Genomic DNA, 13999 nt, shown 5'->3' on the forward strand with positions numbered 1-13999 from the left:
AACGGGTAGCTTAATTTTAAGGGATGAGGTGTTTGGCAGGATCCCAAAAGACACGTTCAAAGTCTTTGATTTGATCTTGTTCGATCGTTGCCCCTTCCTTTTCCAAGAGCCTTCGCATGGTGCTGCTGTCGGGGAAATGGCTTTTACCTGTTAACATCCCAAATCGGTTTACTACCCGGTGGGCAGGGATGTTTTCCTGCTGGTGTGAGGCATTCATGGCCCAGCCGACCATACGGGCACTCCCTTTACTTCCCAAATAGGCTGCAATGGCACCATACGTACTGACCCTTCCTTCCGGAATCAGTTTTACCACCTGGTAGACCATGTCATAGAAGTTGACCTTATCCTGCTTCATGTTCCAAATCAATGAGGGTTTGGTTGACAAGTCTTCTGATTTTCTTTTCCGCTAGTTTGGAAGGCGTGTTTAATTGGATTTGTAGTTTCAATTTAACGGTGTCCTTGCTGATATCTAGGGCCTTCAGGTTCAGGCCATTTGGTTTTATTTCCTGATGGAAAGGTTTTAGAGTATGCCTTAGTTTTTCTTCGGTGCGGTCTACGTTAAGGCCAGGGCGATTGCTGATTTCAAATTCAAAGGTGAGTCTCCGCACGCTTTGGCGACTGTGATTGACCACCTGAAGGGAAAGTAACAGACTATTGGGAATCAGGACCAAATCGCCATCATCGTTCATAAGTACTACATTCAGCAAGGTAATATCTTGAATTTTTCCTTTATTTTCTCCAACCTGAATGAAATCTCCCAGCGTGATCTGGTCCGAAAACATGATAATCAGCCCGTTGAACATGTTGGTGATGTAATCCTTGGATAGAATGGCAATGGCGGCAGCCACCAGGGCGATGCTCCCGAGAAATTCGATCGGTTTGATTTGGAAAAAGATCATCACAGCAAAAAGGAAAAAGATTACATTTAGCATGTTTGCAATGTGATTGATTCCCAGTACAAAATTAGAGTGCAGGGAATCGGATTTCGTTTTTCTCAGGTAAAAGCGCACTAAGAACAGTCTTCCCAGGGAAATCAGTATGTTTCCTGCCAGGAGAAAGACCAAGGCATCCATCATTGAAGAAAACCGGATCAGTAGTGGATCCTCTTTCCAATCAAGTGTCTCCCGGAGAATCGTAAAAATAAGGTAGGCAAGAATTTTTACTACAAAAACGATCCGTTTTCTTCGTTCGTTTGCCTCCAACTTGCTTTTTCCTAATTCGACCATGTTTCTTAAAAATAAATCTTAATTTTATGTTTTGGCTTTTGCCTCGCAAAAGTACCAGATTGTAACCAAACTAAATAATAGCATGAATAGAAATATTATCATTACGGGAAGTGCAGGGAATTTAGGACGGGCAGTAGTGAATAAATTCAAACGAGAGGGCTTTAAAGTCATCGCTGTGATCGAGCCAGACAGTGGGCATGAGGTGGAGGATGCCGATGATATGTATCAGGTAGATGTTACCAATGAGTCCGCGGTGGAAGCGTTTAGCAAAGAATACCAGATGCAATATGGAGACCTGGAATGCGTAGCCTTGCTGGTAGGCGGTTTTGGCATGGGAGGAATTGAAACCACCACCACCAAGGATTTGGATCATATGATTCGTCTTAATTTTTTCAGTGCCTTTAATATGGTCAAGTATTTCCTCCCCATTATGAAAAGGGCGAATAATGGCACGTTTCTTTTTGTCGGGGCCAAACCTGCCCTGCAGCCTGACGAAGGAAAAGACGTTCTGGCGTATGCACTAAGTAAGGGTCTGGTTATCGATCTGGCTGAATTTACGGCCGATGAAACAGCAGACCTCAAAGTGAGATCGCATGTTTTCGTGCCCAGTATCATTGATACCCCACAAAATAGGAAGTCCATGCCCAAAGCAGACTTTGGTCAGTGGGTAAAGCCTTCAGAAATTGCTGAGGCCATGCATTACGCAGCTACGAATGCTTCCCTGAGAAATATGACGTTTAAATTATATGGTGGAGTTTATTAATAAATAAAATGGATACGAGTATGCAACGATTTCTAGCAGTTTTTCCATTGGTTTTGGTTGGTTTCCTGGCGCAAGCGCAAACGGTATCTGAAACCAGAACCCTGAACGCCTTTGATCAGCTAGCACTGAGTAATTCTATTGAGGCAGAACTGGTACCGGGAGATGAATATGAGATTACCATCACGGCATCGGGGATAGATCCGGAAAACATAGTAGCAGAGGTAAACAAAAGGAAGCTTACAGTGAGTGTGTCCGGAACCAATCCGAAATCCAGCTCTGTAAAAGTGGTAATTACCTATAATCAATTGGATGATGTGGAAGTGGACACCGGAGCTAAGGCTATTATTAACGGATTATTGGAGCACAAATCTATACGTCTGCAGGTTGCGAGTAATGGCTATCTGGAAGCTGAAGTCAATGCAGAGGACCTATTTTTGAGAGCTGAGACCAACTCCAAAATGTATGTTAAGGGAAAAGCCAATAACCTGGATTACAATGCCTTTACCAATGCAGAAATCGATGGCGAAAACCTGGTGGTGAATAATGCGGAAGTGCGTACCAATACCAACGCATCGGGATCCTTTGAAGTGTTGGAATCCCTTAAAGGGACAGCCGCGACCAGAGGCCGTATTAAATACAAAGGAGATCCCAATGAAGTCGACATCAAGGAGAGTATTGGAGGAGCGATAAAAAAATGGTAAGGTAGCATGAACCCCTGATTAGCAACCGGTTTTTTATATATAAGCCTGTGGGCATTTCTAGTCTAAAAAACTTGTGATATATAAAATTTGTCCTTAGAATTGTGGCTTCAAACAAAAACGCATGGTTTTCGCAGTAAGAAGTATTTTCAATTCCTTGACAACCGGAGCTTTTCGGTTGGCCGACTGCAGTATTTTTTTTAGCCGTACCACTACCACCTCCATCACGGGGTAATCCCGTGTACAGATCCATAGTGTCCTAATCCCAAAAAAGGTCTTCCACAGCCTTTTCTCTTACATTTTAACCGAAATAAGTAGCAATGAAAATAATTAAATTCGGAGGTTCGTCAATCGCTGATCTGGATAGCATACAGAACGTGCTATCCATCATAAAAAAGGCATCCCAAAAGGAAGAGTTGGCAGTTGTTTTTTCTGCTTTTGGAGGGGTAACGGAAAATCTATTGACCTGTGCACACCTCGCCAGACAAAATGATCCCGATTACCAGCCCTTGCTGCGTGGTATGGAAAAAAGACACCTGCAACTGGTCAAACAATTGATTCCTGTGCAGAAGCAGTCCAGCGTTTTGACTTACGTAAAAGTTCGGTTCAACGAACTGGAAGATTTGTATCATGGCATTTTTCTGATCAAAGAATTTTCGCCCCGAACGTCGGATTATGTAGTAAGCTTTGGTGAGCGGATTTCGGCCTTTATTTTAGCAGAGGCATTAAAAGAAATTGATCTGGATACCCATTTTGTGGATGCCAGGGATTTGATCCGAACCAATGACCGGTTTGGAAATGCCAAAGTAATTTTCCCGACGACCAACCAATTGATATACGATTTTTATTCCAAAAATAAGGGTTTGCTGGTAATTACCGGCTTTGTCGCTTCTACTAATAAGGGAGAAACCACCACTCTGGGAAGGAGTGGATCGGATTATACTGCCGCCATCTTTGCCGCAGCCCTAAAGGCGGATAGCCTTGAAATTTGGACCGATGTGACAGGGGTCATGACCGCCGACCCGAAATTGGTATATTCGGCCATCACCATACCTCAGCTCAGTTACAGCGAGGCGATGGAGCTTTCTCATTTTGGCGCCAAGGTAGTCTTCCCGGCTACCATGCAACCGGCCATGAAGCGAAAGGTGCCCATTTACATTAAAAACACCTTTCACCCGGAAGAAGAAGGAACGCTTATTTGCGAAACCTCTGAAACCACCAAATTGATCAAAGGGATCTCTTCTTTAAGTCACATCTCTTTACTAAATGTACAAGGCTCTGGACTTGTGGAAGTCGTGGGAGTTAGTAGCAGGGTATTTGGAACCCTGGCTCATGCGCAAGTAAATGTGGTGCTGATAAGTCAGGCCTCCTCCGAACACAGTATCTGCATCGCCATTAAAAGCGATGATGCCGACATGGCCAGAGAGGTGCTGGAAAAAGAATTTCAGTACGAAATCCTTGCCGGGGAGATGGATAAAGTTCAAATTATGCCCAATATGGCTGTAATAGCCGTAGTAGGAGAAAACATGAAGCATCACCCGGGGGCCAGCGGAAGGTTATTTCAGGCTCTTGGAAGAAATAATATCAACGTTTCGGCGATCGCCCAGGGAAGTTCGGAACTGAATATTTCGGCCGTTATCAAACAATCCGATCTTCAAAAAGGACTCAACGCCCTTCACGAAGCATTCTTTTTGTCGGACAATAAGGTATTGCACGTGTTTCTGATAGGAGTGGGATTGATAGGGAAAACGCTTATTAAAATGATTCATAACCAACTGGCCAAATTGCAGGAAGATAACATGTTGGATATCAAAATTCACGGTTTGGCCAATTCCCGTTTTATGGCTTTCGATGAAGATGGTTTTGACCTTTCTACCCTGCCCGTCCCTTCGGAAAAAGATTTACCCATGAACCTTCAGGTTTTCCTGAATACCATGAACAGCATGAATTTTTCCAATTCTGTTTTGGTGGATTGCACTGCCAGCCAGGAAGTAGCAGATACTTATCAGCGGGTGCTGGAATCGAAAGTGGCCATCGTGACCCCTAATAAAAAAGCCAATTCCGGTACCCTGGAAAAATATAAATCCCTGAAAAAACTTTCCGATCAGCGAAACATCAAGTTCTTTTACGAAACCAACGTGGCGGCCGGGCTTCCGGTTATCAATACCCTGCATGACCTGATTCTAAGTGGAGACAAGGTGATCCGAATTGAAGGCGTGCTGAGTGGATCAATGAATTACATTTTTAGTGAGCTTAGTAAAGGCACTCCGTTTAGTAAGGTGGTAGCACAAGCGAAAGAAAAGGGGTATACCGAACCGGATCCCAGAGATGATTTGAGTGGAATGGACGTAGCCCGAAAGATTCTTATTTTGGGTAGGGAAGCCGAGCAAGAGTTGCATTTTGATGATGTCTCGGTACAAAGTATGGTTCCGGATGATTGTGCGAACATCGAATCGGTGGAAGCCTTTTTGAAAAAATTAGAGGAGCACGACGCCCACTTCAAACAACTTTTAGACGAAGCAGATCAGAAGAAGGAAAAACTCCGGTTCATGGCCGTACTTGAAAATGGAAAAGCGACCGTGGGGTTGAAGTCAGTAGATAGCAATCACCCTTTTTATTCCCTGGTAGGAAGTGATAACATGATCCTCTTTACCACGGAGAGGTACCATGAGTTTCCGATGATCATCAGAGGGCCCGGAGCCGGAGCTGATGTAACGGCAGCCGGTGTATTTGCAGACATCATCAGGTTAGGAAATTATTCGAGATAATATGGAAAGGCAAAAAGTCACTGCATTTGCACCGGCTACGGTAGCCAACGTTTCTTGCGGGTTTGATATACTGGGGTTTGCCATTGAAGACCTTGGGGATAAAGTCAGCGTGTACCTATCGAATACCCCTGGTATTCGGGTGATTAAAATTGAGGGTGACAAGGGAAAGCTTCCCTATGAAGCCGAAAAAAACACCTGCTCGGTAGCTATTCGTGCCATGTTAGATGCGCTTGATTTTAAGGGCGGGGTGGAAATCGAGCTTTTCAAAGGCTTGCCTCTGGGAAGCGGAATGGGTTCAAGTGCAGCCAGTGCGGTTGCCGCTTTGGTGGCGACCAACACCTTGCTTGGCAACCCCTTTGAGAAAAAAGACTTATTACCCTTTGCCATCGAATCAGAACGGATTGCCTGCGGGGCAGGGCATGCAGATAATGTGTCTCCGGCCTTGTTGGGAGGGTTTGTACTGATACGGGAATACCATCCCCTGGACGTCATTCCCCTTCACGTACCCAGAGGCTTGTATTGCACGTTGGTCCACCCACACCTGGTGTTAAATACCTCCGATTCCAGAAGCGTGCTGAGAAGAAATGTATCTCTTCAGGATGCAACTACGCAGTCCGGAAATATTGCGGGATTGGTAGCCGGACTTTTTCAGGAAGACATGGCGCTTATCAGTCGCTCCCTGAATGATGTAATAGCCGAACCTTCCCGATCGGTGTTGATTCCAGGCTATGATGAAGTAAAGGAAGGGATCAAGCCTGCAGGTGCCTTAGGTTGTGGTATTTCCGGATCCGGACCCACCATCTTCATTTTGTCTCCTTCCGAGGAAATTGCCTGGGAAGTTAGCCGTATGGCACAGCGCGTCTTTGACGCCATGCAACTTCCTATTGATTTGTATGTTTCGGCCATTAACACCAGAGGAGCTTATATTATTGACGAGGAAATTTGATCCATATTACCCACAGGTAGCTTTACCATGAACTATTTTAGCACCAACAATTCCAATCATAAAGTATCCTTAAAAGAGGCCGTAATCAAAGGCCTGGCACCTGACCAGGGGCTGTATATGCCCGAAAAAGTACCGGTGTTGCCCGAACGTTTTTTTAAGCAATTATCCAGGATTTCGTTCCGGGAAATGGGCTACGAAATCATTGAGGCACTTTTCTCCGATGACCTGAGCCCGTCCCAGATCAAAGAGTTGGTAGACCATACGCTGGTATTTGATGCACCTTTGGTAAAGGTGGAAGAAGGAATTTACAGTTTGGAATTGTTTCACGGACCCACCCTTGCCTTTAAAGACTTTGGCGCCCGGTTTTGCTCCAAGCTGATGAGCATGCTTCAGGACAAACGGGAAATAAAGGTGCTGGTCGCTACCTCGGGAGATACCGGCAGTGCGGTAGCTAACGGCTTTTTTGGCGTGGAGGGAGTGGAAGTGGTCATCCTTTACCCCTCTGGCAAAGTAAGCGAACTTCAGGAAAAACAGTTTACCACGCTTGGCGGAAACGTTCGAGCCATAGAAGTGGACGGCGTGTTCGATGATTGTCAGCAAATGGTAAAAAGGGCATTTCTGGATCCGGAACTGAACGGTAAGATGCTGCTCACATCTGCTAATTCCATTAATATCGCCCGGTGGATTCCACAGTGCCTATATTATTTCTATGCCTGGTCCCGTTTGCCTCAGAATAATCATAAAACGGTTTTTGCGGTGCCCAGCGGTAATTTTGGCAATCTCGCTGCAGGGATACTGGCAGAGAGAATGGGGCTACCTATTGACTATTTTGTAGCCGCTACGAATATCAATAAAGTGGTGCCGGATTACCTGAATGGAACGGCCTTTTCTGCAAAGCCTTCCCTACAGACCATCAGTAATAGCATGGATGTCGGCAACCCCAGCAATTTTTACCGCTTACTTGCTTTGTTTGGAAATGATGAATCCTTACTCAAGGAACGGGTAAAAGGCTTTTTTTATACCGACGATATGACGCGGGAGGCCATGCGAAAGGTCCGTGCGCAAACCGACTACATTATGGATCCCCATGGAGCCATTGCCTACCTGGGGTTGAAAGATTTCATGCAAGCTGCTCCGGACCGCTTTCAGGGTGTTTTCCTGGAGACAGCCCATCCCGGAAAATTCCGAAACGTGGTGGAAGAAACGTTGAATATCCAATTACCCCTGCCGGAACGCCTACAAGCCTTTATGAAGCAGGAAAAGCAAGCGGATAAAATGGCCAACGACTACGCGGAATTCAAACGATTTTTGCTTGAAAATTAGATTTACAAAATCCGTTCTTCAAAACTATCCAAAGCAGGGAAGCATTTCGGGCAACCAGGCTAAAAAACGGTTGGGGTGATTCTAAGAAAAGTTCTATCCTAAAGGGAGATAAAAAAGCCTCGCCATTTATCGCTTACAAACCCGGTAATTTTGTACTTTCACATGTATAAATACAACAAACCAAACCAACCAACTATGAAGTGGATTCAAACAATCGCTTTTCAGGGCCTAATGCTGGTCTTTTTGCTTCCAGCAAATGCGCAAAACTGGGAGACCCTTGAACCTGAAACAACCTGTACTGCCAGGCACGAATGTGCCGGTGCAGCCATTGGAGGCAAATTATACCTGATGGGGGGAAGAGGGGACAAACCGGTGGAGGAATTTGATCCGTCTACCGGCCAATGGCAAACAAAAGGTTTTGCTCCCTTTGAAATGCATCACTTTCAGGCGGTACCTTATCAGGAAAAAATTTACGTCATGGGCGCCTTTACCGGGGGATACCCCCACGAAACACCGGTAAGTCACGTCTACATTTACGATCCCCAGGCCGATACCTGGACCAAAAGTCATGAAATCCCGGAAGACCGCAGAAGGGGTGCAGCCGGAGTAGTAGTGTACCGTGACAAGTTTTACTTGCTTGGTGGAGCGCAAGATGGTCATTGGGCTGAAAACAGAGATTATTTAGACGAATACGACCCAAAGACGGGTGAGTGGAAAACACTTCCGTCAATGCCTCGGCTTAGGGACCATTTTCAGGCGGTAGTAGTGGATGACCTGTTGTATGCAGTTGGTGGAAGAAGGTCCTTTGCTAAGGAGGGACACGGGTTTGAGCTGACCTATGAAGAGGTAGATGTATACGATTTTGACAACGGGAAATGGACGACCCTGGAAGATAATCCGCTACCGACCGAGCGTGCCGGCAGTTCGACGATTGCCTATAAAGAAGGTTTTTTGGTGATTGGAGGCGAAAGCGATGCTCAGGTAAAAGCCCACGATGAAGTCGAATATTTTCACCCGACAAAGGGTTGGACTCTTTTGAACCGACTGGAAAGAGGAAGACATGGGTTTCCCGTTGTGGATATTGAGGGAGATCTTTACTTGGCAGCCGGCTGTGGAAACCGGGGAGGCAATCCGGAATTAAATAGCCTGGAGGTAATGGTGGTAGATTGATTTTTTTCTTTTTGCAAAGCCAGCAAGCCTTTCTAAAATTTAGTTTAGTAAAATAGTATAGAAATAATGGTTAAGGGTACACATCAGGCGAAAGAAGATCCCAGAAACAAAGACATACAGATTTTTATTAATGGCACATTTCATGCCAGGGATCAGGCCAAAATTTCTGTATTTGACAGTGGGTACTTGGTGGGAGACGGGGTATGGGAAGCTTTTAGAGTGCATGAGGGAAAATTGGTATTTATAGACCAGCATCTGGACCGGCTGTGGCAATCTGCAAAAGTAACCGGTATTGACCTTCCGTTTTCAAGGGAAGCGTTGATTGACGATATTCGAAAGACCCTTGAGGTGAATGACATGCATGATCACATTCACGTTCGGGTAATGGTAACCCGGGGGATTAAGAAGACGCCTTCTCAGGATCCCAGACTTACGATTTCCGGCCCAAACCTGGTAATTATCGCCGAGCACAAGCAAGCGGCATCCGAAAGTAAAAATCAGGGGATTCGCCTTTTTACCAGTACTTTCAGAAGAGGGAGTCCTGATTACCTGGATCCGAGGTTAAACTGTCATAGTAAACTTCACGAAGTGCAGGCGTTAATTCAGGCGATTGAGGCAGGCGCAGATGAGGCCTTGATGCTGGATGTAAACGGTTTCGTATCCACGTGCAATGCTACCAATTTTTTCATGGTAAAAGCGGGGGAAGTGTGGACCTCTACCGGGCAATATTGTATGAATGGCATCACACGATCAAACGTTATACAGATCTGTGAATCGAAAAAAGTACCTTGTTATCAAAAAAATTTCTCCCTGTTTGATGTTTACGGTGCGGATGAGGCATTTGTCACGGGTACCTTTGGAGGGCTCACTCCGGTGGTCAATATTGACGGAAAACCAATAGGAGGAATAGAAGCAGGGCCAGTTACCCGTCAGTTGAGCACTTGGTACGAAGAACTGATTTTACAGGCAATTCAACCATGAGCACGCCTATTCCCACTAAAAGACTATTTCTATGGTCCGGGCCACGAAACATCTCTACAGCCCTGATGTACAGTTTTTCCCAACGGAAGGACTGTTTGGTTGAAGATGAACCGCTTTATGCCCATTATCTGAGCCGCTCACCTGCCAGGCCCTATCATCCCGCATCGGAGCTTATTTTGCAGGAAATGGAAAATGATGGCCAGAAAGTAGTACAGCACATGCTGTCCAAAAGCGGAAAGCCCGTTCTATTTTTTAAAAACATGACTCACCACCTGATTGAACTCGATTGGGCTTTTATGCAGCAGGGAATGAACGTAATTCTAACCCGGAACCCTAGGGAAATGCTTTTGTCTTTCTCTAAGGTGATCGCAAAACCCGTAATGGAGGATGTGGGGTACGCCATGCAATGGAGGCTCCTGCAATACTTGAAGGTAAATGAATTCCCCTTTGTGGTAGTGGAGGCCAAAAAATTCCTTCTTGATCCGGAAAAGCAACTTCGACAGTTATGTATGGAGTGTAATATCCCCTTCGATCCAAATATGCTCGCCTGGAAACCCGGGCCCCTTCCAGAAGATGGGTGCTGGGCCAGCTACTGGTACCAGAACGTCCACCGATCTACCGGATTTCAGCAGTATACTGAAAAGTTAGAAGAATTTCCGGTGCAGTTATTGCCTTTGTACCATGAATGTGAGCCACTCTATCAGAAATTACTAGCTTACTCCCTTTGATCGGTAGTGAACTTTTTGAAAAAAGGGATGAGGCGATACTTATGATATTCGTGAGGAAGGAATAGTCACGCAAGAGGGAGATTAGTAAGAAAAATCACCTGGAATCAGGGGTAATTTTATAATGCATGGGTTTCACGCTTGCTTTGTCGTTTTATAAAACATAATTTTGTAGCATATTCCTTCCGCCCGGAAATTCAGGAGAAACTACCCTGATCATTCGGGCCTGCACATCGGTAATGTACACAACTAAAGTACATCCTCAAATTTGAAAATACGTACCAATGGAAAACGACCAGCCTGTTGAAGTTAATGTGATGCCCAAAGGATTGATTTACTTGCCAGAACCTGAGAAAGGGGCGAAGTATCTCAATGAATGGGATCTGGAATCCCATTATTATTCCCCCGACGAGAATCCGGATGAGAATTTAAATTATAAATTTTTGCTTCCTGCATTGGAAAAAATCAAAGGTCAGGATTACGATTTTGTGATTGGATTTGATCATTCGCTCAATAGAACCATCATAGGATATCCCAATCCGGAAGGCAGGTTTCTTGTTTTTACCGCGCATCAACAGGCAGCTCTTTTTGCTCACACCTTTTTAACAGAGGATGGATACCCTGAATTTGGTGGGGAGAAAGACAAGCTCGTTATCAAAGGGATCGTATTATCGCAGCAAATCGATAAAATTGTCACCAAAAACAACGGGGCCTATAAAGAATCTCATTCCGGTTACGAGGATTTGAGGGAAAGAATCATGACAATGGAGGATGAGTATACCCAATTCCTTGCTTTCGATGAGAGAAACCATGTGATCATGGATTTGGAAAAAGAGAAAAATGTAGCCAAGCAGCTAGGCCTGATTTTTTCACTAGTCAAAAAATTAAAGCAGCAAGAAAAAACCTTATTTGATTTTCACGTGGACTTACAGATCAGGTACAAGCTATACGGTGAAAAAACGTTCAACATTACTTCAGAAGGGGAAAACAAAAAGATTTTTGATCGATTCCGTTCCAAACCTCCCTCCGATGCCATGCATGAGGAATTGGTTAGTATTTCTGACTACAAAAAGCAATTATTTTTCAATAAACTAACCGGAAGAAAAAGTGAGCCAGAGCTCCGGCAATTGGATATTGTACAGCTGGAGTACAGTAGCGGTCTAAAAATCAGTGTGGAGTTGATCGACGGGGGAGATAAATTACTCCTGCACCTCAGCGATTTTACAGATTGCTACAATAAGGAATCCTTCGCTACATCCCGCAAAAACATCCACGATCGACTATTAAAAATAGTTGTATCCCTGGGCAAAATGGTAATAAACGTTACGTAACGGCTAAATATTCTTTTTTCAGCTGAAACTCCGTAGAAAAATAGGAGGTATTCTCGGGCTTTATCCCTTTAAAAATGCTATTCCGGGTCCTTATGGGCCCGGAATTTTTTTGTTTTGACTTCTTATCTGGAGCATGAAATTTTCAGGAAAAGGATTGACTTCACTGATCTTTGGGCAATTATTACCTCAATCCGAAGAAAAGCCTTCAATTCTTTTCTTTACTTTCTTTACTTTTTTCTTTGGATTTTTTTTCCTGATCGGGGTATTCGCTTCTTTTAGGTGGCCTGGGACCACTTCCTGAGGTGTTAGGTGTCTCTCGGTTAGACCCTTTATCAACTTTATCTTTGGCTAAATTAAAGTTGTAAACGAATACCTGAAGTTGCGGTTGGATCTGCATGATTTTCTAGTTTGATTCAAAGAAAAAATTGTCTAAAATCATGCCATAAAACAAATTGTAGCGTCTGGTTTGATTCTTGCGTCATACTAATTGAAAGAAAACACAAGGCAGTACCTTGTTTTTGGTACAGTTAAAATGGGAGTTTGTTTCCTCATCATAACAGAGCACTGAAGGTGAAGCGTTGACGAAAACCAACGATTTGTTGGTAGTTGTATCTGAAACGGCATTACTGGTTCAGCAGAATGAGACTTCAATGTTCGTGCTTTTCTTTGACCATTTAAACTAACGTAACTATGAGAACTTATAAAAAAAATGAACCTCAAAAATTTCAAAAAACAGCAAAAGTATTTCATATAGGATGTATGGGGTTTTGCTTGTTAATGATAGCCTCCGGATGTGTGGAAGAAGCGCCTCAACCTGAACCTTCTGAACAGGTGATATCCGATACCTTCGAATCGGGTATGAACGGATGGGAAGGTGGATTTGCTGATTTACCTGTCGATGCCCGAGACAGATTTGAACTGGAGGTTAGTTTGGATAATTTGCCCGAAGAAACGGGAGAAAGCGGTCAGGCCATACGCATTCAGGGACAAAACGGAAGCGATGATTTGTTTATGTTTCTAAAAAAAGAAATATCCGGATTGGAGGCTGGAGCTGCTTATGAGGTTGTATTTAATGTCAAGCTAGCATCCAGCTATCCTGAAAGCTCAGTAGGGATAGGCGGAAGCCCTGGTGGCTCCGTGTTTTTAAAAGCAGGAGCGGTGAACCGGGAGCCCACGCCTGAACCGGTGGAGGAGGCGTCCACTACCTATTATCGGATGAATATTGATAAGGGAAATCAATCACAGGATGGAGATGATATGTATGGATTGGGGACCATTGGCATAGAAGGCGACGAGTTTGTCTACGAAATCATTTCCCGGGACAATGCAGGTCGTCCACAGGAAGTTATTGCTGATGGGGATGGAAACCTTTGGTTGATAGTAGGTACTGATTCGGGATTTGAAGGCGAGACGGTTTTGTACTACCAGGAAATCGAGGTAACTTTAACTAGAAAATAGCCTGAATTTCCTGGCAGTCACTACCAGGAGCTCACAAAATTCTTATAATATGCCTGAAAATCAATGGGACGGATTTCAATGGATGAATGAGCCTCGGCAATGGTCTGTGGAGGAAAAGGGGCTACGCTTGCTTACCGATAGACAAACCGATTTTTGGCGGATCACGCACTATGATTTTGTCAAAAACGATGGGCATTTTTATTATCGTGAACTTCAGGGTTCGTTTACTTGCCAGCTACGATTTTCCGGTAACTATCAGGATTTGTATGATCAGGCTGGACTCATGTTGCGATTAGACGATACCACCTGGATAAAGGCAGGGATCGAATATGTAAGCAGTACAGCTAAGGCCAGTGCCGTCGTGACCAGGGATTTTTCGGATTGGTCTATTAGGGAATTACGAGAAGTGCCTATTGATTTTTGGGTTAGGGCTAAGCGAGCCAGGGATCATGTGGAAATTTCTTTTAGTGTGGATTCAGAGAACTTTGAAATGCTGCGCTTGGCTTATTTTCCTCCAAGTGCTTCCCTTCAGGTAGGTATCATGGCGGCGTCTCCAAAAGGGGAAGGGTTTGAGACGATTTTTGCACCTTTGGATATAAAGGAAGGGTAA

At 44.5% G+C, this 13999-nt stretch carries 14 protein-coding genes; 11 read left to right on the plus strand and 3 right to left on the minus strand.

What is annotated here, in order from left to right:
• Positions 1–16: 16 nt before the first annotated feature.
• Positions 17–355 carry an MGMT family protein gene (locus GKS34_RS16695; protein WP_163386125.1) on the minus strand — a complete coding sequence of 113 codons (339 nt, stop codon included), beginning with the start codon at positions 353–355 and terminating at the stop codon, positions 17–19.
• Positions 342–1226, minus strand: a complete 885-nt coding sequence (locus GKS34_RS16700; RefSeq protein ID WP_163386126.1) for a mechanosensitive ion channel family protein — start codon at positions 1224–1226, stop codon at positions 342–344. Before GKS34_RS16700 ends, GKS34_RS16695 begins: the two co-directional genes overlap by 14 nt.
• A gap of 82 nt (positions 1227–1308) precedes the next feature.
• Between GKS34_RS16700 and GKS34_RS16705 the strand changes: the two genes are divergently transcribed.
• From GKS34_RS16705 to GKS34_RS16745, 9 genes are all read left to right on the plus strand, one after another.
• Positions 1309–1989: an SDR family NAD(P)-dependent oxidoreductase gene (locus GKS34_RS16705; RefSeq protein ID WP_163386127.1), complete on the plus strand. Its 681-nt coding sequence runs from the start codon at positions 1309–1311 to the stop codon at positions 1987–1989.
• Between the two features lie 20 nt (positions 1990–2009).
• The gene (locus tag GKS34_RS16710; protein WP_163386128.1) at positions 2010–2690 is read left to right on the plus strand and encodes a GIN domain-containing protein; all 681 of its coding nucleotides are present in this window, start codon (positions 2010–2012) and stop codon (positions 2688–2690) included.
• 317 nt (positions 2691–3007) lie between these two features.
• Positions 3008–5455, plus strand: a complete 2448-nt coding sequence (gene thrA, locus GKS34_RS16715) for a bifunctional aspartate kinase/homoserine dehydrogenase I (RefSeq protein WP_163386129.1) — start codon at positions 3008–3010, stop codon at positions 5453–5455.
• A gap of 1 nt (position 5456) precedes the next feature.
• Complete coding sequence (locus GKS34_RS16720; RefSeq protein ID WP_163386130.1) at positions 5457–6401, plus strand: homoserine kinase; 945 nt, start codon at positions 5457–5459, stop codon at positions 6399–6401.
• A 27-nt stretch (positions 6402–6428) separates the two neighbouring features.
• On the plus strand, positions 6429–7724 hold the full coding sequence (gene thrC / locus GKS34_RS16725; protein ID WP_163386131.1) for a threonine synthase: 1296 nt from the start codon (positions 6429–6431) through the stop codon (positions 7722–7724).
• A gap of 195 nt (positions 7725–7919) precedes the next feature.
• Positions 7920–8894: a Kelch repeat-containing protein gene (locus GKS34_RS16730; RefSeq protein WP_240459337.1), complete on the plus strand. Its 975-nt coding sequence runs from the start codon at positions 7920–7922 to the stop codon at positions 8892–8894.
• 66 nt (positions 8895–8960) lie between these two features.
• The gene (locus GKS34_RS16735) at positions 8961–9875 is read left to right on the plus strand and encodes an aminotransferase class IV (protein WP_163386132.1); all 915 of its coding nucleotides are present in this window, start codon (positions 8961–8963) and stop codon (positions 9873–9875) included.
• Positions 9872–10603 carry a sulfotransferase-like domain-containing protein gene (locus GKS34_RS16740; RefSeq protein WP_240459338.1) on the plus strand — a complete coding sequence of 244 codons (732 nt, stop codon included), beginning with the start codon at positions 9872–9874 and terminating at the stop codon, positions 10601–10603. Before GKS34_RS16735 ends, GKS34_RS16740 begins: the two co-directional genes overlap by 4 nt.
• A gap of 281 nt (positions 10604–10884) precedes the next feature.
• The gene (locus tag GKS34_RS16745; RefSeq protein ID WP_163386133.1) at positions 10885–11931 is read left to right on the plus strand and encodes a hypothetical protein; all 1047 of its coding nucleotides are present in this window, start codon (positions 10885–10887) and stop codon (positions 11929–11931) included.
• A gap of 205 nt (positions 11932–12136) precedes the next feature.
• Here GKS34_RS16745 and GKS34_RS16750 read toward each other — a convergent pair whose 3' ends face one another.
• Entirely contained in the window at positions 12137–12328 is a 192-nt protein-coding gene (locus GKS34_RS16750; protein WP_163386134.1) for a hypothetical protein, read from the minus strand.
• A 293-nt stretch (positions 12329–12621) separates the two neighbouring features.
• Between GKS34_RS16750 and GKS34_RS16755 the strand changes: the two genes are divergently transcribed.
• Both GKS34_RS16755 and GKS34_RS16760 read left to right on the plus strand, forming a co-directional pair.
• Positions 12622–13389 carry a hypothetical protein gene (locus GKS34_RS16755; RefSeq protein WP_163386135.1) on the plus strand — a complete coding sequence of 256 codons (768 nt, stop codon included), beginning with the start codon at positions 12622–12624 and terminating at the stop codon, positions 13387–13389.
• Positions 13390–13438: 49 nt separating this feature from the next.
• The gene (locus GKS34_RS16760) at positions 13439–13999 is read left to right on the plus strand and encodes a DUF1349 domain-containing protein (protein WP_163386136.1); all 561 of its coding nucleotides are present in this window, start codon (positions 13439–13441) and stop codon (positions 13997–13999) included.

Origin of the sequence: Cyclobacterium jeungdonense, from assembly GCF_010994275.1 — a bacterium.
GTDB lineage: Bacteria > Bacteroidota > Bacteroidia > Cytophagales > Cyclobacteriaceae > Cyclobacterium > Cyclobacterium jeungdonense.

Excerpts from the sequence above, each read along its gene's own strand:
- GKS34_RS16695 (WP_163386125.1), bottom strand. The coding sequence starts at position 355 with ATGAAGCAGGATAAGGTCAACTTCTATGACATGGTCTACCAGGTGGTA.
- GKS34_RS16700 (WP_163386126.1), bottom strand. The coding sequence starts at position 1,226 with ATGGTCGAATTAGGAAAAAGCAAGTTGGAGGCAAACGAACGAAGAAAA.
- GKS34_RS16705 (WP_163386127.1), top strand. The coding sequence starts at position 1,309 with ATGAATAGAAATATTATCATTACGGGAAGTGCAGGGAATTTAGGACGG.
- GKS34_RS16710 (WP_163386128.1), top strand. The coding sequence starts at position 2,010 with ATGCAACGATTTCTAGCAGTTTTTCCATTGGTTTTGGTTGGTTTCCTG.
- thrA (WP_163386129.1), top strand. The coding sequence starts at position 3,008 with ATGAAAATAATTAAATTCGGAGGTTCGTCAATCGCTGATCTGGATAGC.
- GKS34_RS16720 (WP_163386130.1), top strand. The coding sequence starts at position 5,457 with ATGGAAAGGCAAAAAGTCACTGCATTTGCACCGGCTACGGTAGCCAAC.
- thrC (WP_163386131.1), top strand. The coding sequence starts at position 6,429 with ATGAACTATTTTAGCACCAACAATTCCAATCATAAAGTATCCTTAAAA.
- GKS34_RS16730 (WP_240459337.1), top strand. The coding sequence starts at position 7,920 with ATGAAGTGGATTCAAACAATCGCTTTTCAGGGCCTAATGCTGGTCTTT.
- GKS34_RS16735 (WP_163386132.1), top strand. The coding sequence starts at position 8,961 with ATGGTTAAGGGTACACATCAGGCGAAAGAAGATCCCAGAAACAAAGAC.
- GKS34_RS16740 (WP_240459338.1), top strand. The coding sequence starts at position 9,872 with ATGAGCACGCCTATTCCCACTAAAAGACTATTTCTATGGTCCGGGCCA.
- GKS34_RS16745 (WP_163386133.1), top strand. The coding sequence starts at position 10,885 with ATGGAAAACGACCAGCCTGTTGAAGTTAATGTGATGCCCAAAGGATTG.
- GKS34_RS16750 (WP_163386134.1), bottom strand. The coding sequence starts at position 12,328 with ATGCAGATCCAACCGCAACTTCAGGTATTCGTTTACAACTTTAATTTA.
- GKS34_RS16755 (WP_163386135.1), top strand. The coding sequence starts at position 12,622 with ATGAGAACTTATAAAAAAAATGAACCTCAAAAATTTCAAAAAACAGCA.
- GKS34_RS16760 (WP_163386136.1), top strand. The coding sequence starts at position 13,439 with ATGCCTGAAAATCAATGGGACGGATTTCAATGGATGAATGAGCCTCGG.